Source organism: Aegicerativicinus sediminis, from assembly GCF_015476115.1.
Taxonomy (GTDB): domain Bacteria; phylum Bacteroidota; class Bacteroidia; order Flavobacteriales; family Flavobacteriaceae; genus Aegicerativicinus; species Aegicerativicinus sediminis.
In genome coordinates, this window is the sequence record NZ_CP064295.1 from 447,050 (window position 1) to 466,926 (window position 19,877).

Annotated in this window: 17 protein-coding genes; 5 read left to right on the forward strand and 12 right to left on the reverse strand. The window is 36.4% G+C overall.

Features of this window, described 5'->3' with window-relative positions; genetic code table 11:
• The first annotated feature begins 6 nt into the window (after positions 1–6).
• Positions 7–528: a methyltransferase domain-containing protein gene (locus ISU00_RS02025; protein ID WP_228852375.1), complete on the forward strand. Its 522-nt coding sequence runs from the start codon at positions 7–9 to the stop codon at positions 526–528.
• Between the two features lie 12 nt (positions 529–540).
• Entirely contained in the window at positions 541–1,395 is an 855-nt protein-coding gene (locus ISU00_RS02030; RefSeq protein ID WP_228852376.1) for a glycosyltransferase, read from the forward strand.
• Positions 1,396–1,411: 16 nt separating this feature from the next.
• Here ISU00_RS02030 and pafA read toward each other — a convergent pair whose 3' ends face one another.
• Entirely contained in the window at positions 1,412–3,106 is a 1,695-nt protein-coding gene (gene pafA / locus ISU00_RS02035) for an alkaline phosphatase PafA (protein WP_228852377.1), read from the reverse strand.
• Positions 3,107–3,246: 140 nt separating this feature from the next.
• Here pafA and ISU00_RS02040 point away from each other — a divergent pair, with 140 nt between their 5' ends.
• A complete protein-coding gene (locus tag ISU00_RS02040; protein ID WP_228852378.1) occupies positions 3,247–3,984 on the forward strand; it encodes an MlaE family ABC transporter permease in 738 nt (245 codons plus the stop codon).
• A complete protein-coding gene (locus ISU00_RS02045; RefSeq protein WP_228852379.1) occupies positions 3,984–4,754 on the forward strand; it encodes an ABC transporter ATP-binding protein in 771 nt (256 codons plus the stop codon). Before ISU00_RS02040 ends, ISU00_RS02045 begins: the two co-directional genes overlap by 1 nt.
• Here ISU00_RS02045 and ISU00_RS02050 read toward each other — a convergent pair whose 3' ends face one another.
• From ISU00_RS02050 to ISU00_RS02075, 6 genes are read right to left on the reverse strand one after another with little or no spacing between them, the layout of a single operon-like run.
• Complete coding sequence (locus ISU00_RS02050; protein WP_228852380.1) at positions 4,755–6,227, reverse strand: DUF389 domain-containing protein; 1,473 nt, start codon at positions 6,225–6,227, stop codon at positions 4,755–4,757.
• Positions 6,228–6,237: 10 nt separating this feature from the next.
• Positions 6,238–7,317 carry a mannose-1-phosphate guanylyltransferase gene (locus tag ISU00_RS02055; RefSeq protein ID WP_228852381.1) on the reverse strand — a complete coding sequence of 360 codons (1,080 nt, stop codon included), beginning with the start codon at positions 7,315–7,317 and terminating at the stop codon, positions 6,238–6,240.
• Between the two features lie 21 nt (positions 7,318–7,338).
• The gene (locus tag ISU00_RS02060) at positions 7,339–7,938 is read right to left on the reverse strand and encodes a SprT-like domain-containing protein (protein ID WP_228852382.1); all 600 of its coding nucleotides are present in this window, start codon (positions 7,936–7,938) and stop codon (positions 7,339–7,341) included.
• Between the two features lie 7 nt (positions 7,939–7,945).
• Complete coding sequence (locus ISU00_RS02065; RefSeq protein WP_228852383.1) at positions 7,946–8,587, reverse strand: HAD family hydrolase; 642 nt, start codon at positions 8,585–8,587, stop codon at positions 7,946–7,948.
• The gene (locus tag ISU00_RS02070) at positions 8,587–9,270 is read right to left on the reverse strand and encodes an SDR family NAD(P)-dependent oxidoreductase (RefSeq protein WP_228852384.1); all 684 of its coding nucleotides are present in this window, start codon (positions 9,268–9,270) and stop codon (positions 8,587–8,589) included. The genes ISU00_RS02065 and ISU00_RS02070 overlap by 1 nt, the downstream gene beginning before the upstream one ends.
• Positions 9,263–10,246 carry a M20/M25/M40 family metallo-hydrolase gene (locus ISU00_RS02075; protein ID WP_228852385.1) on the reverse strand — a complete coding sequence of 328 codons (984 nt, stop codon included), beginning with the start codon at positions 10,244–10,246 and terminating at the stop codon, positions 9,263–9,265. Before ISU00_RS02075 ends, ISU00_RS02070 begins: the two co-directional genes overlap by 8 nt.
• 124 nt (positions 10,247–10,370) lie before the next feature.
• Here ISU00_RS02075 and ISU00_RS02080 point away from each other — a divergent pair, with 124 nt between their 5' ends.
• Positions 10,371–11,141 carry a helix-turn-helix domain-containing protein gene (locus ISU00_RS02080; protein WP_228852386.1) on the forward strand — a complete coding sequence of 257 codons (771 nt, stop codon included), beginning with the start codon at positions 10,371–10,373 and terminating at the stop codon, positions 11,139–11,141.
• Between the two features lie 147 nt (positions 11,142–11,288).
• Here ISU00_RS02080 and ISU00_RS02085 read toward each other — a convergent pair whose 3' ends face one another.
• The 5 genes from ISU00_RS02085 to porU all read right to left on the reverse strand — a co-directional run bounded on the left by ISU00_RS02085 (position 11,289) and on the right by porU (position 19,772).
• Positions 11,289–12,959, reverse strand: a complete 1,671-nt coding sequence (locus ISU00_RS02085) for a pyruvate dehydrogenase complex dihydrolipoamide acetyltransferase (RefSeq protein ID WP_228852387.1) — start codon at positions 12,957–12,959, stop codon at positions 11,289–11,291.
• A gap of 3 nt (positions 12,960–12,962) precedes the next feature.
• Complete coding sequence (gene pdhA / locus ISU00_RS02090; protein WP_228852388.1) at positions 12,963–13,961, reverse strand: pyruvate dehydrogenase (acetyl-transferring) E1 component subunit alpha; 999 nt, start codon at positions 13,959–13,961, stop codon at positions 12,963–12,965.
• Between the two features lie 95 nt (positions 13,962–14,056).
• Entirely contained in the window at positions 14,057–14,539 is a 483-nt protein-coding gene (gene cdd, locus ISU00_RS02095; RefSeq protein ID WP_228852389.1) for a cytidine deaminase, read from the reverse strand.
• Between the two features lie 88 nt (positions 14,540–14,627).
• On the reverse strand, positions 14,628–15,878 hold the full coding sequence (gene porV, locus ISU00_RS02100) for a type IX secretion system outer membrane channel protein PorV (protein WP_228852390.1): 1,251 nt from the start codon (positions 15,876–15,878) through the stop codon (positions 14,628–14,630).
• Positions 15,879–15,920: 42 nt separating this feature from the next.
• Positions 15,921–19,772: a type IX secretion system sortase PorU gene (gene porU / locus ISU00_RS02105; protein WP_228852391.1), complete on the reverse strand. Its 3,852-nt coding sequence runs from the start codon at positions 19,770–19,772 to the stop codon at positions 15,921–15,923.
• Positions 19,773–19,877 lie beyond the last annotated feature (105 nt).

Consider the following 19,877-nt stretch of genomic DNA (forward strand, 5'->3'; position numbering starts at 1 on the left):
CCATCCATGTATGAGAATACCTATCCCACTAAGCGTTTCAAGCTTACTTTAGAATTTTTAAAGGAACATATAGATAGAACTAATCATATTTTGGATTTGGGAGTTACCAATCCCCTCTCAGAGGTGATGATTTCTGAAGGTTATAAGATTACTAATACTAGCGGTATTGATTTAGATGAGGATACACATGAAGTTGAAACTGAAGATTACCAAGTTGTAACTGCATTTGAAATTTTTGAACATTTAGTAGCTCCATACAACGTACTTAAGGCTATAAAAGCAAAAAAGCTTGTATGTAGTGTCCCTCTTAAACTATGGTTTTCTAATGCCTATAAAAATGAGAATGATCCACGTGATCGTCATTATCACGAATTTGAAGATTGGCAATTCGATTGGTTATTAGAAAAAGCAGGTTGGACCATTATAGACAAAAAAAAGTGGACACACCCTACCAATAAGATTGGCTTAAGGCCCATTCTTAGATACTTTTACCCGAGATATTATATTGTCTACGCAGAACGTCAATAACAATAGATTTCATTGAAATTCGCAATTATCATCCCCGCCCACAATGAAGAGAATTTTATTGGTAAAACTCTAGAGTCTCTATGCAAGCAAACGCACCTTCCTTCGGAAATAATTGTAGTTAACGATAACTCAACAGATGGAACAGTCAAAATTATAACTTCTTATAGAGATCAATTTGATTTCATAAAAGTTATTAATTCAACTTCCACGGACCTTCATCTTCCCGGAAGCAAAATAATTAATGCCTTTTACAAAGGCTACAAATCCATTTCGAAGCCCTTTGATATAATCTGCAAATTCGATGCTGATTTAATTTTTCCATCCAATTACTTAGAGCAATTAGCGTTCCATTTTAAAAATGAAGAGAAGGTTGGGATGGCGGCAGGCTTTTGTGAAATTGAGACACAAAATGGCTGGAAACTAGAAGACTTTACGAGTAAGGACCATATCCGTGGGGCCTTAAAAGCGTATAGAAAAGCATGTTTTGAGGAAATTGGTGGATTGAGGCGTTCAATGGGCTGGGACACTTTGGATGAATTACTGGCAAGATACTATGGTTGGGAAATAGTAACGGATCCGAACTTAAGGGTTAAGCATTTAAAACCTACGGGAGAGAATTATGCAAAACAAGCAACCGGAATTCACGGTGAGGCACTATATAAACTGCGTTATGGATGGCCGCTGACCATAATTACAGGCCTAAAAATGGGTGTAAAAAGAAAAAGTTTTTCCGTCTTCAAACAGTATATCAGTGGTTATCATAATTCTAAACTCAAAAAACTAGAGTTCCTAGTGGACGAACATCAAGGTAAATACATAAGAAATCTACGTTGGAAAGGTATTTTAAAAAAACTGAACTTAAGTTAACCCGAGATATCCAATCTTAATTATCAAAAACCATATACAACGGATTGCCTGTACTGCCATTAGGAAAACTTATATCTAAAAGCACAGATATAGTTGGAGCTATATCCGGAATTACAGTCTTCAAAGTGGTCTCCCCATGTTTTATACCAGCTCCATAAAACAATAAAGGAACATGAGTGTCGTAATTGTAACTTGAACCATGCGTTGAGCCTGTGGTGGAATAAGAAATAAAATTCGGTTTAAATTCAAAAATTACATCTCCTGATCTTTTCTGATCATATCCATTTTGAATCATCGCTTCAATACCGGTTAAAAATTCTTCAGAACCCATTGATGTGCCCGTGTAGGCTTTATATATAGCCTCATATTTAAGCAATTCCTGTTGTAATAAAAACTCTACATTTCTTAGATCGAGCTTTTTATCTTTCAACACATTCTTATTCAGAAAAACTTGATTGTTACTGATATTCTCAATTAAATCATTTGTACCAAATTCATTTTTGCAATAAAGGGAAAGATTGTCCCTAATTTCCAACATATTTACATAACCTGCCGGTATTTTAGAATTGAATAAATAAGCCGGAACATCAACCGCACCATGATCTGAGGTCAAGAAAATTGTGTAATTGCCAACACCAACTTCATCATCTAAAGCCTTGAATAAGCGTTCTAAATCTTTATCAAGTCGCAAATAAGTATCTTCTATTTCAACGGAATTAACACCGAAATTATGCCCAATATAATCCGTACTAGAATAACTAACCGCTAAAATATCGGTTATATCATCTTTACCAAGCTCCTCTCCTTTCAAAGCAGCAATCGCAAAATCTGTAGTTAAGCTATTTCCAAAGGGAGTTGCTCTAATAATCTCGAAATTGCCATTTTTTCCCTTCAAAGCATTCAAATCATATGGAAAAGTTGCCGCTTCCTTACCGTTAAAACCTCTTTCATAAGAATTCTCATCTGCCCCACTAGCGGTATAAGTTTTTATGGGGTACAACGTATTCCAAGTAGTTAAATAAGGAGCAACTCGATTTTCGTTATTGAACTTTGATACCCACCGTGGCAAGGTTTCCATATAATAAGTGCTGGTGATCCACTTTCCTTCATTACCACCATCAAACCAATATGCTGCATTTGCAGAATGGCCAGCAGGCAGAATGGATCCGCGATCTTTTAAAGCTATACCAATAGTTTTACCTCTCATCTGTGTACTCAATCTGTTTTCGTCAGCAAATGAATTTGTTTTCATTCTGTGAGGGGACATCTTTCCAGCGTTAGTGGTACTTCCAACGGTCGCCACAGAATCATCACTTGCACAATAAACCACAGTCTTTGCTTCTTTATCGTACCAACTATTGCTTATAATTCCATGATATTTTGGTGTGGTACCGGTATATACAGAACTATGACCAGGCCCAGTATAAGTGGGTATATAATTAAAATGATTGTTTTTGCAATTGAACCCATTATCTAATAATCGCTTGAATCCACCTTGACCATATCTTGAATAAAATCTGGTTAAATAATCGTATCTCATCTGATCAACAACAATCCCAACTACCAGTTTAGGCTTATTACCTATTATTGGTGAATTTTCAAAAGTGGTTTCAAACTTATCACTCCCCGTAAAACTGTTAAAGGTGAAAATGGCAAGAATACAACAAAGTGTAAATAGAAGTTTTTTTGACAAACCTATATTTAATTTCATGGTGTTTTGTTAAAAGGGTTTAACCCTATTTTCAATTAAATGGATAGAGCACCAAAAATAAGCTTTTTAAAACATCTTAATTTTAAATATCAGTTTAAATCCCTTTAAGTTTTTTACTTTAGCGTTAACTAAATTGTTACATGACGTATCTACATAATATTGGTCAGTACTTCATAATGATTGGCGCCATGTTTAGAAAACCTACGCGTTGGTCAGTTTTAAGAACACTGATTTTTAAAGATATTGATGATCTAATTATAGGATCTTTAGGGATAGTTTCCTTTATTTCCTTTTTCGTTGGTGGAGTTATCACCATTCAAACAGCATTAAACCTAACCAACCCTTTAATTCCTAAGACCCTAGTTGGTTTCGCTACAAGACAATCGGTAATTCTAGAATTCGCACCTACCCTAATATCAATTATTATGGCAGGGAAAGTTGGTTCGTTTATTACGAGTAGCATTGGGACAATGAGGGTAACTGAACAAATTGATGCGTTAGAAGTCATGGGAGTAAATGCGGTTAATTACCTTATTTTTCCAAAGTTCGTGGCAATGATGTTATACCCATTTGTAATTTCTATTGCCATGTTTCTGGGTATTATTGGTGGACTGGCAGCCTGTGTTTTTGGCGGATTTGTAACACCTGATAATTATATCACAGGCGTACAGTTAGAGTTTATTCCATTTCATATGATCTATGCTTTCATAAAAACGTTGGTTTTTGCTTTTATTTTAGCAACTATACCTTCTTATCATGGATATTATATGAAAGGTGGAGCTCTCGAGGTGGGCGAGGCGAGTACAACTTCATTTGTTTGGACAAGTGTTGTTATAATTCTGCTGAATTATATTTTAACCCAAATGTTACTAAGCTGATGATCGTAGTAGAAAATTTACACAAGTCATTTGGGGACTCAGAGGTTTTAAAAGGAATCACAACAACCTTTGATCCTGGTAAAACAAATCTCATTATTGGACAGAGTGGCGCAGGAAAAACAGTTTTTCTTAAATGCCTTCTTGGTTTAATTACACCTGATGAAGGCTATATATGCTATAACGACAAAAAATATTGTGATCTGTCGGATGATCAAAAATCCGATCTCAGAGCCGAAATGGGAATGGTTTTTCAAGGAAGTGCCCTTTTTGATTCCATGACAATCCTTCAAAATGTAATGTTCCCTCTTCGATTATTCACTAAACAAAGTAAAAGTGAAATGGAAGCAAGAGCAGATGAAGTGTTGAAAAGGGTAAATCTTGCGGATGCCCATAATAAATTTCCTAGTGAGGCTTCTGGGGGAATGCAGAAAAGGGTGGCCATTGCCAGGGCTATTGTAAATAAACCAAAATATTTGTTCTGTGATGAACCTAACTCCGGATTAGACCCGAGAACCGCAATCCTAATAGATAACTTAATTCAAGAAATCACAAAGGAATATAATATTACAACCGTAATAAACACCCACGACATGAACTCTGTGATGGAGATCGGTGAAAAGATTATTTTTCTAAAAAACGGTTTGAAAGAATGGGAAGGATCTCACGAAACTATCTTTAAGACCGACAATGAAGCAGTAACCAATTTTGTTTACTCATCAGAATTATTCAAAAAAGTGAGACAAATGTATATCGAGGAAAAGAATATCTAATTACTTCCTCAACAGCTGTATTTTTTTAGTATTAAACTTAGCGTCCAACCATTTTACTATTTCCGATTCGTTTTTGGTTTTTAAGGAATCTGCAACTTTATCCTCCCACTTCACACCAACTACTGTTAAGGTATCTACAGTGCTGAAATCTGAGGATTCCATCGTTCTAGAAACCGACAAATAATCTAACCCAGGAAATTTTTCCTTAGCTTCTTTAGCTAATGAACTAAATACAAAGTTTCCATTGTTTCCTCCATTGGCATTTTTGGCCAAATTATCTATAGTCTCTTCCAGTTTAGAAATCTCTTCTTTTAAGCCCTGTATTGTATAATCTTTTTCTTCGAGTTCTTTAATAGCTCTATCATACGATTGAAGAATAAGGTCAGTACTTCGTAATTTATTGGTGTTTATTCTTAATTCGAAATCATGTATATTTTCATAGTCCTTCAAACTATTTTGAAGTGAGATTTCTGTTGCTTCAGTCACATCACCATTAAAATATAATGAAATGACTTTTTTATCCATATCCAAGTTCTGACGCTGTAACCAAAGTGCATCATTAGATTCGATATTCTTTTTGAAGAATTTTTTATAATCGCTTTCGTAACCAGTTTCAGTTAATACATTTAAAAATGTCCAAACTGCTGGAATCATAACTACTATTGCTAATAAAGTTGCCATTCTTGAAATAAACCTTCTCTTTTTAGAGTTAGCATATTTCTGCATAGGAAACCTTAATATTTTTAATACCACAAACGTCGCCAAGGCAATAAAAATGGTGTTAATACCAAATAGGTACATGGCACCTCCGAAATACCTAAAATTACCTATTGCTAAACCATAACCGGCAGTACAAAGGGGAGGCATCAATGCTGTAGCAATGGCAACACCGAATATTACAGATGCAATGGTTCCTCTTTTGGTTCGCGCTATTATTAAGGCCAAACCACCAAAAAACGCAATTAGTACATCCCGAATATCTGGGCGCGTTCTACCCAACAATTCCGAGGTATCTTCACTTAAGGGAAATAGATAGAAAAAAAGAAAGGCTGTTATTAAACTCAGTACAATCATTACCCCTAAATTCACCAAAGATTTCCTGAGAATATCAATATCATTGACGGCAATTGAGTAACCTACACCCAAAATTGGACCCATCAACGGTGATATCAACATGGCACCGATTACAACTGCCGTTGAATTTGCATTCAATCCAATCGAAGCGACAAAAATCGAACATATTAAAATCCAGGCTGTTGCACCTTTAAAGGGAATATCATTCTTAATGGCTTCAACCGTTGCATCCCTATCTGTATCATCTCTGAAGGCAAGTATGTCCTTAAGGAATTTTGTTATACTAGCTGCAAGACCTTTGGCCTCGGTCTTAATTTGCTCTTTAGATTCTTCAGTTGAGTTAGGAGTGGCCTTAACGGGTTGGCCCTCCTCAGAAAAATTGAATTTATTCTCAGCCATGTTTTAAAGGTTAGATGTAATGATCACCAAATTCAGAGCCTACCCTAGATCTTAATTGCTTAATTTCCTGCTCTTTATTTTTCGGAAAGATAAGCAAAACATCATCTTTATCAACTATGATATAATCGCTAATACCTTCCAATACAACAACCTTGCCTTTGGCGGTGCGAATCATGTTCCCTTTAGAGGCATCAAGCACAGAATGGCAATTTACCTTGGCATTACCATTTTCGTCCTTTGGCATTTTTTCATACAAACTTACCCAAGTTCCTAAATCATTCCAATCGAATGAGGCTGGCAAGACAAATACATTGGTTGATTGTTCCATTATTGCATAGTCAACGGAAATATTTTCCGCTTTGCCATAGTTTTCCTCTATAAAATGGTTTTCATCAAAAGTGTTATATGCTTGGTAACCCGATTGGAACAGATTAAATAATTCAGGCTGATTATTTTCAAAGGCCTTAATAACACTAGTAGCACTCCATATAAATATACCCGCATTCCAGAGAAAATTTCCTTGGGAAATAAAATGTTGTGCAGTTGCTACATCTGGCTTTTCTCTAAATTGCTTTACCTTTTTGATTCTTTCATCAGTATTAGTTTCGTACTCTATATAACCGTAACCAGTATTAGGAAAAGTTGGCTTAATACCCAATGTCATTAAAGCATCATTCCCAGAACAAAAGTCGAATGACCGCCTAACATCTTCAGAAAAAGAATTTTCATCCTCTATCCAGTGATCACTTGGGGCAACAAGAATTAAAGCTTCCTTATTCTGTTTTTGAATTTTTAAGGCTGCATATAATATGCATGGTGCTGTATTTCTCATTTCAGGTTCAAGCAAGACCTGCTCTTCAGAAATATTTGGTAATTGCTCCATTACCAAACCTTTGTATTTGTGATTGGTAAGAATTAAAATATTCTCCACTGGAATTATTTGGGACAATCTGGAAAAAGTCTTTTGTATAAGAGTTTCACCACTACCAAACATATCATGAAATTGTTTCGGAAATTCTTGTGTGCTAACAGGCCAAAACCTAGAACCAATTCCACCTGCCATCAATATTGCGTAATAATTCTTATTCATTAAATCGTTTTTAAGTTGAACCTAAGATTCAAGGATTTCAACCTCAGCGTTTGGATTGAAAAGGTAAGTTCTTCCTGTTCTTAATTCAATACATTCATAGCGTTTGCGCCTTATATTACCCTTTTTAAAAACCTTACCGTTATAAAGTCTAAAGGTTTGTCCGTAGGGAACATCAAAAATAAAGGATTTGTCATTAGGAGCATCGAACTGTTTTAAAGCTAACGCTAATTTAACATCGGTATCGCTAGTTGCCTTGGGGTTTTTAAAATGTTTAGCAAGCATGGGTAACAATTCTTCCGGAAAGATATCTGGATTGATAAACGGCAACATAAGGATTTTGAATGTATGCTTCCATTCAATTCCATGAGGCTTTATTTGTCTCCCATATTTAGAATACGCCTCAAAATGTGCAATTTCATGTATAAGCGTAATTAAAAATCTATATGGATTGAGACTATTGTTTATCGAAATTTGATGTTTACCATTTGGCAATCGCCTATAATCCCCATGACGGGTTCTCCGTTCATTCTTAATCTTTAATTCCAATCGATCATGATTCAACAATTCGAGAACCATTTCGACGGAATTGGTTGGTAAATATTTACTAAGGCCTTCCTTCATTTTACAATTAAACGCTCAATAAGCTCCGTAATTCCTTCATTGAGCCAAATGTTCCATTAGAAATTGTTGTAAGTTCATCCAATACATCATTTTCAGTAAATGCAAGCACTTCAAAACCTCCATTTTTTGCCGCGGTGACTCCTGCAACACTGTCTTCAATTACCAAACAATCTTCCACTTTAAAACCCATAGAAGCCGCGGCATGAAGAAAAATTCCAGGGTCTGGTTTCCATTTTTGGATATCGTAGCAACTATATATTGCATTTTGAAAATATGGAAGGAGCCCCGTCTTTTTGAGATTTAACCGAATCTTCTCTCGTGGTCCACTAGATGCGACACAAAAAGGCTTATCTAAAGATTGAAGAACTTCTTCTATTCCTTCAATAGGTGTCATTTCAGTTTTAAAAATTTCGTAAGACCTTTCCCTGTATTCATTCTCGAAAGTCCGAGGTAGGCTATCCTGGATAAGGGTAGATATAACTTTAAGACAATGTTGTAAGGAATGTCCTTTAAAATTTCTATAAGCAAAATCTAAGTCAATGGAAGCACCTAATTCATTAGCCATGGTAACCAACATACCATTGCTAAGAGGTTCACTATCCACCAGTACACCATCGCAATCAAAAATGACACATTCAAAGTTTGGCATCACGGGGTGGAATTTGAAACTTGTAAGACCTTCCCATTGTAATATTTCTGTCCATTACAGGCGAACTCAAAAATGTATTGAGCCATTTCGGCCGCTGTTGTTGGCGCCTTATAACCTGGAAAGGCTTGCTCTAACATTTCAGTTTGAACGGCTCCCAATGCTAACACATTAAATGAAGGACCACTATCTTTATATTCTTCCGCTAATAACTCTGATAATGTAATTACAGCTCCTTTACTCGAACTATAGGCGGCTAATCCCGGAAATTTGGCACTACCTTGAATTCCTCCCATTGAACTAATGCTTACTACATGTGCAAGATTACCCATAAAAGGCAATACCGCCTTAATAGTTTCAGCTACCGCAAATACATTTACATCATAAACTTTACGGAAGTCTTCAATTGAAATTTCTTTAAATGGCCTGTTTATCAGAAAACCTGCATTGTTAATTAAAATATCAACTTTTCCCCAACGTTCCCTTACAAAGTTCGAGATAGATTTCACTCCATCCGAAGTTGTAATATCGCAACTTTCTGAAAAAACAGTTTTTAGTTCTAGGTTCTTAATTGGCAACTCGTTTCTAGACAATGCCAAGACATTATCACCATTTTTGGCAAAGAGTTTAACTAATTCAAAACCTATTCCCCGGCTTGTTCCGGTAATTATTACATTTTTACTCATTCATTTTCAATTCACCTCTCGGTCCATTAATCAGACCGTCCAAGGCTGGTATCATTTTTTCGATAAAATTTTTCATGTGGTCGAAATCCATCTTGTCATATTCATCATCGACAGTATGGTAATATTGGAACAATGCCAAATCCGTTGTAGAAATGGCATGCGCGGGCATATTAAAGGCTTGGTAAAATCCATAATTGTCAGAACTTTTAAACAATTGATATTTCTTAGCCAATTCAGAAAATCCGACTACAGTATCTTTAGCAGCATTATTTAATACCTGGGGTAAGGTAGAGACATCGTAGCCCGTAATAAATGACAATTCTGATCCAGGTGCACCTGGCACCCCAACCAATTCAAAATTTATCATCGCATAAGGTACGCTTCCATCAGATTTTATTCTTTCTGCCATATGTTTTGAACCTATCAATCCCATTTCTTCTGCATCGAACAATGCAAAAACCACAGATCGCTTATTGTTATTTAAGGCCTTAAAATGTTTTGCAAGTTCAAGGATTGCAACAGTTCCAGAGGCATCATCATTTGCGCCATTTGCTATAGAATCTCCATCAACAATATTTTTACTTATCCCAATATGATCATAATGGGCCCCTAGGATAACTATATCGTTCTTCAATACGACATCATTTCCTTCTAAATAACCTACTACATTAAACCCAACGCCCTCTTTAAGAGGAAAGCTATCTCTGTAGGTTTGGAAATACGGTACTATATTATTGGAAGTAAAAAAGTCCTCAATATATTCTCCAGCCTTAACCTGACCAGGGGTACCAGATTTTCTACCCATCAATTTATCTGAGGTGAAGAACTCCATTTTAGTTTTTATTTCTTCAACTGAAATTACTGGAGGTTTTTGAATTGAGGAGACATTATTGCTTTCGGGTTTGCCATCAATTCTACCATGATTCTTACAACTAACAACCAATATTATTGCAAGAAAAAGAGTTGATATTTTCATGTATTCTTCTATAAGGCGCAAATATATTAAATAAGGCCCATCCAATAAATTTTAACCATAATTTGCTAGGTATTTCGTCTGCTTGAATTGACATAATTTCCTAAATTAGAAGGTACTAAGCATAATGGTTAATCAATTATCAAATAATACCCCTTTTTATGTTTCTGTTTACACTACAGATGCCATTCATAGTCTAGATCACGGTCAATTGACTTTGTTTAAGCAACGACTTTATAACAGCATTGAAAAAAGCATTATTTCTAATGAAGGGCAAATAGAACATCAACAACCCACAACCTATCTAGGAAGCTTCAATTCTGCTTCGGATGCTATATTTGCTGCGTTGCAGATTAAACGGAAATCTAAATACAATCTAACCTCTCTTAATAAGGTAATTTCTGATATTGAAATTATTGTTTTCGAAAAATCTGAAATCGATTTACACTCTGAATTGGATCGATGGATTTGCAAGTTTGTTAATTACTCGATAGTAGCAACTTCTGCCATCGAAAAGCATTTTTATAAGAACAACACAAATTTAAAATTAGACAAAGAAGAGGTGAAGGTTTTAAGAGATCAAGATTTTAAATTTCTAAAAGCACTTTTTTCGGAACTAGAGTCTAATTTTAATTCTCCACTCTTCGATGTAAACGAGCTATGTGAGAAATTAAAATTACCATATTCAAAAGTTTATTCCGTGATTACTCGGTTAATTCACAGAAATCCCTCTTCAATAATTCGTGATTTTCGATTGCATAAATCATTAATTTACATTGAAAAAAATTCCCACAATATAAAATCAATCGCTAAGAAATCAGGGTTCAGTGATGCTAGTTATTATGCAAAATCCTTTAAAAATGTTTTTGGAATAAGCCCTTCCAGATTGAAGAAATAAATTTATGCTTTACCTAATTGGAATAAATCCAAATTTATAAAAAGACCACTAGTTATAGCTTAGCAGTGTATATTGCGATTTTATAGTCAAATAAAAAAACCCTTTGCCTTGCAAAGGGTTTAACTATATATTCAAAGTTTTAATTGATTATAATAGCATGGTGATAGGGTTTTCTATATACCCTTTCAATGTTTGCAAAAATAAGGCACCCGTAGCACCATCCACGGTTCTGTGATCGCATGCGAGGCACAATTTCATTGTGTTGCCAACCACAATCTGACCGTTTTTAACTACTGGTTTCTCTACAATCGCTCCAACAGACAAAATTGCTGAATTAGGCTGATTGATAATCGAAGTAAAACTTTCTATACCAAACATCCCCAAATTAGAAATAGTAAAAGTGCTTCCTTCCATTTCCTGAGGTTGTAACTTTTTGTTTCGAGCTTTACCCGCCAATTCCTTAACCTCAGCGCCAATCTGGGTTAAGCTTTGCTCGTTGGCAAAGCGGACCACAGGTACTACCAATCCATCAGGAACAGCAACAGCCACTCCTATATGAACATGGTGGTTTAATATCATTTTATCATCTTTCCATTGGGAATTTACTTGTGGATGTTGCTTTAAAGCCATAGCAGTCGCCTTAATTACAATATCATTAAAAGATATTTTTGTATCAGGAATACTATTGTATTGCTCCCTAAAAGCCATAGCATTACCCATGTCGAACTCAACATTTAGATAATAATGTGGTGCAGTAAATTTCGATTCAGCCAAGCGCTTAGCTATGACTTTTCTCATTTGGGAGTGTTTAACTTCATCCGAACTTTCAACACCTGTAGGTTCAAATTTAGCCACTCCACCACCAACTGCAGGTTGATAGTTTTCTACATCACGTTTTACGATCCTGCCATTTTCACCAGAACCATTTATTTGGGATAGCTTTATACCCTTATCTTCAGCCATTTTTTTGGCAAGAGGAGAGGCAAAAACTCTTGCACCATCAGTAGCGGTTTGTGCAGAAACAGTCTTTGTTTTTGATGTTTCAACCTTCGGTGCAGGGGAATCATTCTTTTCTTCTTTAGGAGCAGCCTTTTTAGGCTCTTCCTTCTTGGGTGCAGTCACTGTGGTGCCTTCAGACTTAAAGTTTTTAACCACATCAGACACATCCGTTCCCTCAGGACCTAAAATAGCTAAAAGCGCATCTACTTTAGCGGAATCACCCTCCTTTAAGCCATGATGCAAAAGCACTCCTGATTGAAATGACTCAAATTCCATTGTAGCCTTATCTGTTTCAATCTCAGCTAATATATCGCCCTCTACAACCTTATCACCAACATTTTTTAACCAAGTTGCAACAGTACCTTCCTCCATCGTATCACTCAACCTGGGCATTTTCACAACTACCACTCCATCAGGCAGATCTGCTTTGGCGGCTCGCTCTTCATTTGAAGCTGCTGATTCACTTTCCTCCTCACCGGATGATTCTTCCTGAGCTTCAGGCGCAACGTCTGAACCGGCTTCATTTGAAGATGTTTCAGATTTTTTACCTCCACCATTTATAAGATCAGACACATCCTCACCTTCCTCACCAATAATTGCCAACAATTCATCAACCTTGGTAGTTTCACCTTCCTCAACTCCGATGTACAATAAAGTACCGTTATGGAAAGATTCAAATTCCATGGTGGCTTTATCAGTTTCAATCTCGGCTAGAATATCCCCTTCTTCAACCTTATCACCAACCTTCTTCAACCATGAGGCAACAGTACCTTCTTCCATGGTATCACTTAAGCGAGGCATATTTATGATTTCAGCCATAATTTATATTTTGTGATTAATAAATGGATAATCTTCTTGTTCGTAAACGGAATCATACATGACATTAATTTCAGGATACGGTGACTCTTCAGCAAATTTCTCGCATTCTTTCACCTTATCTTTCACACGCTTGTCTATCTCCTTAATTTCTGCTTCATTAGCATACTTTTCCTTCAAGATAATATCCTTAACCTGGGTAATTGGGTCTATTTTTTTGTATTCCTCAACTTCCTCTTTAGTTCTATAATGTTGAGCATCACTCATCGAATGCCCTCTATATCTATATGTCTTTAATTCCAAGAATGTTGGTCCGTCCCCACGTCGTGCTCGCTGTATAGCTTCATCAAAAGCTTCTGCCACCTTTACCGGATTCATCCCGTCAACGGGACCGCAAGGCATTTCGTAACCAAGACCTAGTTTCCAAATTTCGGTATGGCTAGCAGTTCTTGCAACTGAGGTACCCATAGCATAACCATTGTTTTCACAAACAAATACAACAGGTAATTGCCACAGCATCGCCAAGTTAAATGTTTCGTGTAATGAACCTTGTCTGGCAGCACCATCACCAAAGCAACAAAGGGTTACAGCATCACTTCCATGGTATTTATCACCAAAAGCAATTCCTGCCCCCAATGGAATTTGACCACCGACTATACCGTGACCTCCATAAAACCGATGTTCCTTAGAAAATATATGCATAGAACCTCCCAAACCTTGTGAAGTTCCTGTAGCCTTTCCATATAACTCAGCCATTACCCTTCTTGGATCTACACCCATCCCAATGGGTTGCACGTGGTTTCTATAAGCTGTTATCATTTTATCTTTAGTAAGATCCATTGCATGTAGAGCACCAGCTAGGATTGCTTCCTGCCCGTTATACAAGTGTAAAAAACCTCTAACTTTTTGTTGAATGTAAACAGCCGCAAGTTTGTCTTCAAACTTCCTCCAAAAGAGCATGTCCTCATACCATTTTAGGTATGTTTCTTTGGTAATCTTTTCCATTAATACCAGGTTATTTAAAACGAAATACAAAAATAACACATTAACCCGTAAAGGAAAAACGGAAAAGAACCAAAAAATGAAGAGATTTATCTCTATTAAAGAACTGTTTTATCGAACATCAAGGGAAGTAAATTTTCTAACGATTCTGATCGAACAACCTTACCTGTTGATCCCATAAAGTAAATTTCTATAGGCGACCCCTGTTTTACTTCATACTCTGCAATCGCCTGACGACAGGCACCACATGGGGGAACCGGTGTAATTGTATTATTAATCTGTGATGCAGCCGATATAGCCAGTGTTGTTATTTTTGTATCCGGGTATTTTGCACCAACATAATGGATGGCTGTTCTTTCTGCACACAAGCCAGCTGGAAATGACGCATTTTCTTGATTACTACCAGTTATTATCTCACCATTCTCAAGTAAAATTGCGGCACCAACCTGAAATTTCGAATATGGTGCATAGGCTTTTCTTCTGGCCTCTATTGCATTATGCATCAAGTTTTGAATTTCTGAGGATACTTCTTCTAGATTTTCAAAAACATCAAATTTCGCTTCAATTTTAATTGATTTCATACTTAGATAGGCTCACCGATTTTGCTAAAGATAAAAAAACCATGGAGAGTTATTCACCATGGTTTTGACCATTAAAGATTTAATGTTTTTATAATTCTTCATATGTTCCATCGCCGAAATTAAACGACAATGAAAAACGAAGTGTGTTTTCTAAAGGACTCTGTATTTGAGAGGTCGCAAATAAATACGATAAATCTATATTTATTGCAGAATATTTAAATCCAGCACCAAGTGCGAAAAATTTTCGGGCTCCTTTTATATCGCTTTCGTTAAAATAACCGGCCCTAAATGCGAAGGAATCTTGGTAAGTATATTCGGCCCCTAAAGCCCAAGTAAATTCCTTTAATTCTTCACTAAAACCACCTGGAGCATCACCAAAAGATTGGAAAATTCCTCTTAAAAAGTTTACATCTTGCGATTTCCCTTCAAGTATATAGTTTCTATCCTCACTAATCAATTCATCAGTTTCAGGATCATAGGTCCCATTTCCATTGACATCATTAAATTCTCTTCTCAGTGCTAATTTTGGTGGAGTCGGCACCAGAAGTTTAGTAACCTCGGCTGTTACAGCAACTTTATTGTATTCGTCAAAAATAAAATCAAATCCTCCTCCCAATCGTAAATTGGTTGGGATAAAATTCTCCCGTCCTGCATCATCATACTTTATTTTTGGACCTAAATTTTGAAGAGCAAACCCGAAGCGATAACGTCCATTGAAATCATTAAAGGCCGTTTCTTCACTTTGATAATACCCTGCGATATCCACACCAACAGAACTTGCCGCTCCTGCATTGGCATCAACCGCCTGTATCCTTAAATCGGAACGTAAATATCTCAATGCCACCGCCATTGAAAATTGATCGGCAAGCCTCAGGGAATAGGACGCATCTATTGTTAATTCATTTGGTTTTTCAATTAAAGCTTCAGAAAATTCATCTTGTACGATTTCAATTTCACCCAAACTAAAGTATTTGAAACTAGCTCCAAACGCACTTCTGTCATTTACCCTATTAAAATATGTTACATTTCCTAGGAAGATGTCATTCACCAATTTACTCAAGTAAGGTGTATAACTTACTGCCAAACCAGATTTAGCTAGTGAAAATACATATTTAGATGGGTTCCATTGTTGAGAGAAGGCATCGCTTGAAGTTGCAACGCCCATATCTCCCATACCAGCGCCACGCGCATCGGAAGCTATCAATAAAAATGGAACACCAGTAGTTATAACTCTACTGTCTTCGTATGGAATAATCTCTACTTGTTGGCCATTTGCCAAAAAAGATGATAAGGGGATTAACGCAATTAAGCATCGGGTCAGTGATTTTTTTAAAGTCATAAATAGCAATTTAGTTCGCCATGTATCCACAAATATAAGTGATTATTGCAGGATAACTAGTTTTTCGATTTTCTCTACTTGTTTATTTAAAGTCGGTGACTTCACTTTTAATTTATATATATAAACACCTTTACCTATCTTTTGACCAAAATCATCCCGTCCATCCCAGGCGATGTCTTTAGACAGGGAACTGGCTTGTTTTAAACCACCCGAGGTTTGCCCATTGAGGGTCCGAACCAGTTTCCCGGACACTGTAAAGATTTGTATTGAAACGTCTAAAACCCCCGAACTATTGTGATTAAACCAAAATTCAGTATAATCTATAAACGGATTTGGATAGTTTAGAACATTATTTATTACCAATTCTTCATCTTCATCATGTACAATAAATTGAATTTCAGCAGTTGAGGAATTATTGTAAACATCCCAAGCCTTTATTGTCAATGTATGTAAACCAGGCTCCAAATCTCTTAGAGCATACGCCAAAGAACCATTTGTGAAATCATCTACATCAGCTTTATAATATTCGTTAAGGATTATGGGGTTAGTTTCATCCCCATCTATAATAGCAACAATATCATGGCCAATTCCACTTGCTGTATTAATGCCATGTTCATCAAACAACTTTACCAAGAGGGTAGGTGATTCATTTGTAATACCCCCAGAAACGAAATTTTCATCATTCATATACAAACTGATGGTTGGACCAGTATTATCCTCCTCTGCATTATCATTTATACCGCCAACATTAATTTGAAAATTCGCCCCAGATTTATCATTAAGTGGCGCAAGCTGCATGGCATAAAAACTAGCCTTTCCCATTCCAATAGGAATTCCTATATCACGAGGAACGACAAAATCAAAATTGAATTTTCCACTTTCTACCGTCGCATCGCCCTTAAAGATGATTTCTCCCAAAGTTTTAAAATCCAATTTTATTAAATTAGCCTGATTGTCCGTAGTGCCATCATTAGCTAAAGTTGATCTAGAAATTTCCTTATCAAAAATTGTTGCGGTAAGTGTACCGTTAAAATTATCCAACAAATTACCAGAGGGGTCTGTAATTTCACCACTCATCGTAATTTTATCTAAGGCTTTTAAAGTTTCATTACCGATATTGGTATTTCCATTAACAGAGGTTAATCGGATATCGGGTTTGGGAATTGCCAATTTCATGGCAGGATCTCCTATAAAAAACACCAAACGTTTTTGGGAAAGGCCAGCGACACCGGGATCGACCTTTGTTAATCTTAAAGCTTCTGCCATTGTGTACCGCTCGCTTGTTCCAAAGGAAAACAAATAATCTTCCAAAACCTCATTAAGGGAAACACCTACAGTCACAAAAATCTGTCTTGTTGTAGTAATTAATCCAATGGCGCCCCCATTAGAATTCCAATACGTCAACTCACCCGCAGTGGTACGTTGCGGATTGTCGAATCTAGTATATTCACAAGTAACCGTGATAAAGCAGTTAAACTTGCAGATATTTCTAAGTTCCTCTGCATCGAATCGGTCAAATATTCGTTCTTTAGCTAACCCATCCTCCCCACCATGACCGAAATAGTTTACGGCTATTGCTCCAACCTCAATAGCGTCCTTCGTTGCTTCAGTAACTTCCGGATATCTATCACCACTAGATGAAGATTGTTGTTGAAATGCATCCATATGAATTTTTACGACATTCATAAAAGGAAGTTGAGAAGTTAACTCATTAGCTATTTTATCTGTGGTTTCTTGAAGTATTCTCTCCCACTCTTCATCGACATCGTCACTTATTACAACATATTTATTTCGCCAACTACCGTATGCTTCCTTTTCATAATACAATTTCACTTTGTCAACCATTTCACGTGCTTGAGAAATATCGTTTACAAGCATCCGGCCAACTGCAATATCTAATCGATCGGTGCTAGAAAGATTACCTTCATTGGGATCCATCATTCCGTAAAAATCATCCGATACAAATGCACTTGTTAAACTAAAGCTGCTGTATGCATGCCAGGAAGGAACAATGTTCGTATTGTTGGGAACACGATCTTTATAGTCATAAGAGGCATCCCCAAATAAACATATATATTTAAGGCGTTTATCTGGCGAGGACGCATTGAAATAAACATATTTAATAAAATTCCTGATTGCGGCGATATCTTGATTACCCGAACTAAACTCGGAGTAAATGGATTCAAGCGTCACTACTTTAACATTAAGACCATTCTGAACTCTATTGATATCGGCCAATCGCTCCGCCTGAGAACTTAAATTATCTGGAGTAATAATAATGTAATCGACATCTTGAAAGTTACCTTCTGAATTAACAAATATAGTTCCCTTGAGGTCTTGGTTTGCAACTTGAGTCTGCGAATCTCTCAATGGCTCCAGGTATCCAGATGGATCAACCGTAAAATACCTCTTTACGGCTCCACCATAATCATTAAAAATAATGGTGCCTTCCCCATTGCTCTCTATAACTCTATTCACATTGAATCTATCGGTAATATCCCATAACTGAGAAACTGAAGTCGCATTCGATAAATTATATGAAACAATTCCGGGGGTATTTGCTACTTTATCGTTATAAAATTCTAATGGGGTTCCAGAATATATTAATTGGCGCTCAGCCCTGATAGAAATAAAATCAAGAAAAGCAAGAGAAGATGGGTTGCCATTATTTATGTAATTTAAATTAACATTGACATCATCTCCTTGAACAACCTGATTCGCAGCATAAGATGACCCTCCGGCCAACACAGGCTCATTAGCTCTTTGGAAATTCAGATTTGCAATTTGGTTACCATTTAACCGAACCTGCATTGAGGTATTAACATCTGAAACTGCAGCGGCAAGTATCCTGAAACTTATTGGACTTGTGGTAACTCTATTTGGAAAGGAAAAATTGAATTCTTTAGTCGGGGACGCATCAAAGCGATCACCAAACCAACGTCTCCCGATATTGATTAAGTTAAATTCATCGTTTTCGTGAAACCGTGTTTCATGGAAAGTTGTAAATATTTCCGTTGGAGTTCCCTCTGGAAGCTCCCTATTTTGAATACGTTTCCCCGCCTTATTTCCCACATATATATAATAGTATGTTTTATCCGTATATAAATTTTGAAAGGTGATACTTTCCTCATTATATATATTTGGACCTTGCCCATAAAATAATATGTGGTCATTTGAATCTAGCCTGCCATCCTCCTCTCCAACAAATTGTATGCTATTTTCGATAAGGTCGTTCGGATAAAATGCGTCATTCGCCAGAGGCAGCATAGCACCACCATAACCATATATACCTATATTCCTAGGGTCTACGTTATTCACATCCACACCTAGCTGGCCCAAGAAGGATCTGGTAATTCTAAAGACTCCACTCTCTTCAATATAAAATTTAAACCATTGTCCAGTTGCCAAAGCGGAACTAATTAGTGCATTGGATCCTCTCATTCTAGTGACCGAGTTGGTGCTTGACCTATAAGTAATGGTTACAGAGGTTATTTTTTGAAAGATTCCATTATCCTTTATAATAGGAGATAGTTTTATTGAAACAGACTTTTTTCCTCTTGCATTAGAATTTCCAAATGAGTACGAAAGCTTATCTGGAATTAAATATTCAGGCAGATCCTTTAATTCATTCCTAGAAATTGGCTGATATCTTATGTTTATCAATTCCACAGAATTAACATCAACCTCATTTGAGACAACCCATTCCTCCACATACCATAATCCCGTTTCGGCATCAAAATCTAATTTAGTTTTGTCGAAACCTGGGATCTTTTTTGAAGAATTTCCGAAAATTAAGGTGGTTTCTGCCTCCCAATCGATCGAAATCTGGCGGGTTTGACTCTGAATTTGGTTAAAAATTAGGCTAGTTAGAAAGAAAAAAAGGAATTTTTTCATAGTATTTTAACGTCCTCGAAAAGGGCTTATTATCGGGCAGTTAATTTTTTGTCAAATGTACAACAATAATTGATTTTTCTAGGCGTTATATAAGTGCGTCATACG

What these genes read in the sequence shown, in the direction of transcription:
- ISU00_RS02025 (WP_228852375.1), top strand. Translation starts at nt 7, where the DNA reads ATGTATGAGAATACCTATCCCACTAAGCGTTTCAAGCTTACTTTAGAA.
- cdd (WP_228852389.1), bottom strand. Translation starts at nt 14,539, where the DNA reads ATGAAATCAATTAAAATTGAAGCGAAATTTGATGTTTTTGAAAATCTA.
- ISU00_RS02075 (WP_228852385.1), bottom strand. Translation starts at nt 10,246, where the DNA reads ATGAAAATATCAACTCTTTTTCTTGCAATAATATTGGTTGTTAGTTGT.
- ISU00_RS02070 (WP_228852384.1), bottom strand. Translation starts at nt 9,270, where the DNA reads ATGAGTAAAAATGTAATAATTACCGGAACAAGCCGGGGAATAGGTTTT.
- pdhA (WP_228852388.1), bottom strand. Translation starts at nt 13,961, where the DNA reads ATGGAAAAGATTACCAAAGAAACATACCTAAAATGGTATGAGGACATG.
- porV (WP_228852390.1), bottom strand. Translation starts at nt 15,878, where the DNA reads ATGACTTTAAAAAAATCACTGACCCGATGCTTAATTGCGTTAATCCCC.
- ISU00_RS02080 (WP_228852386.1), top strand. Translation starts at nt 10,371, where the DNA reads ATGGTTAATCAATTATCAAATAATACCCCTTTTTATGTTTCTGTTTAC.
- ISU00_RS02050 (WP_228852380.1), bottom strand. Translation starts at nt 6,227, where the DNA reads ATGGCTGAGAATAAATTCAATTTTTCTGAGGAGGGCCAACCCGTTAAG.
- ISU00_RS02085 (WP_228852387.1), bottom strand. Translation starts at nt 12,959, where the DNA reads ATGGCTGAAATCATAAATATGCCTCGCTTAAGTGATACCATGGAAGAA.
- ISU00_RS02060 (WP_228852382.1), bottom strand. Translation starts at nt 7,938, where the DNA reads ATGAAGGAAGGCCTTAGTAAATATTTACCAACCAATTCCGTCGAAATG.
- ISU00_RS02040 (WP_228852378.1), top strand. Translation starts at nt 3,247, where the DNA reads ATGACGTATCTACATAATATTGGTCAGTACTTCATAATGATTGGCGCC.
- ISU00_RS02065 (WP_228852383.1), bottom strand. Translation starts at nt 8,587, where the DNA reads ATGCCAAACTTTGAATGTGTCATTTTTGATTGCGATGGTGTACTGGTG.
- ISU00_RS02055 (WP_228852381.1), bottom strand. Translation starts at nt 7,317, where the DNA reads ATGAATAAGAATTATTACGCAATATTGATGGCAGGTGGAATTGGTTCT.
- pafA (WP_228852377.1), bottom strand. Translation starts at nt 3,106, where the DNA reads ATGAAATTAAATATAGGTTTGTCAAAAAAACTTCTATTTACACTTTGT.
- ISU00_RS02045 (WP_228852379.1), top strand. Translation starts at nt 3,984, where the DNA reads ATGATCGTAGTAGAAAATTTACACAAGTCATTTGGGGACTCAGAGGTT.
- porU (WP_228852391.1), bottom strand. Translation starts at nt 19,772, where the DNA reads ATGAAAAAATTCCTTTTTTTCTTTCTAACTAGCCTAATTTTTAACCAA.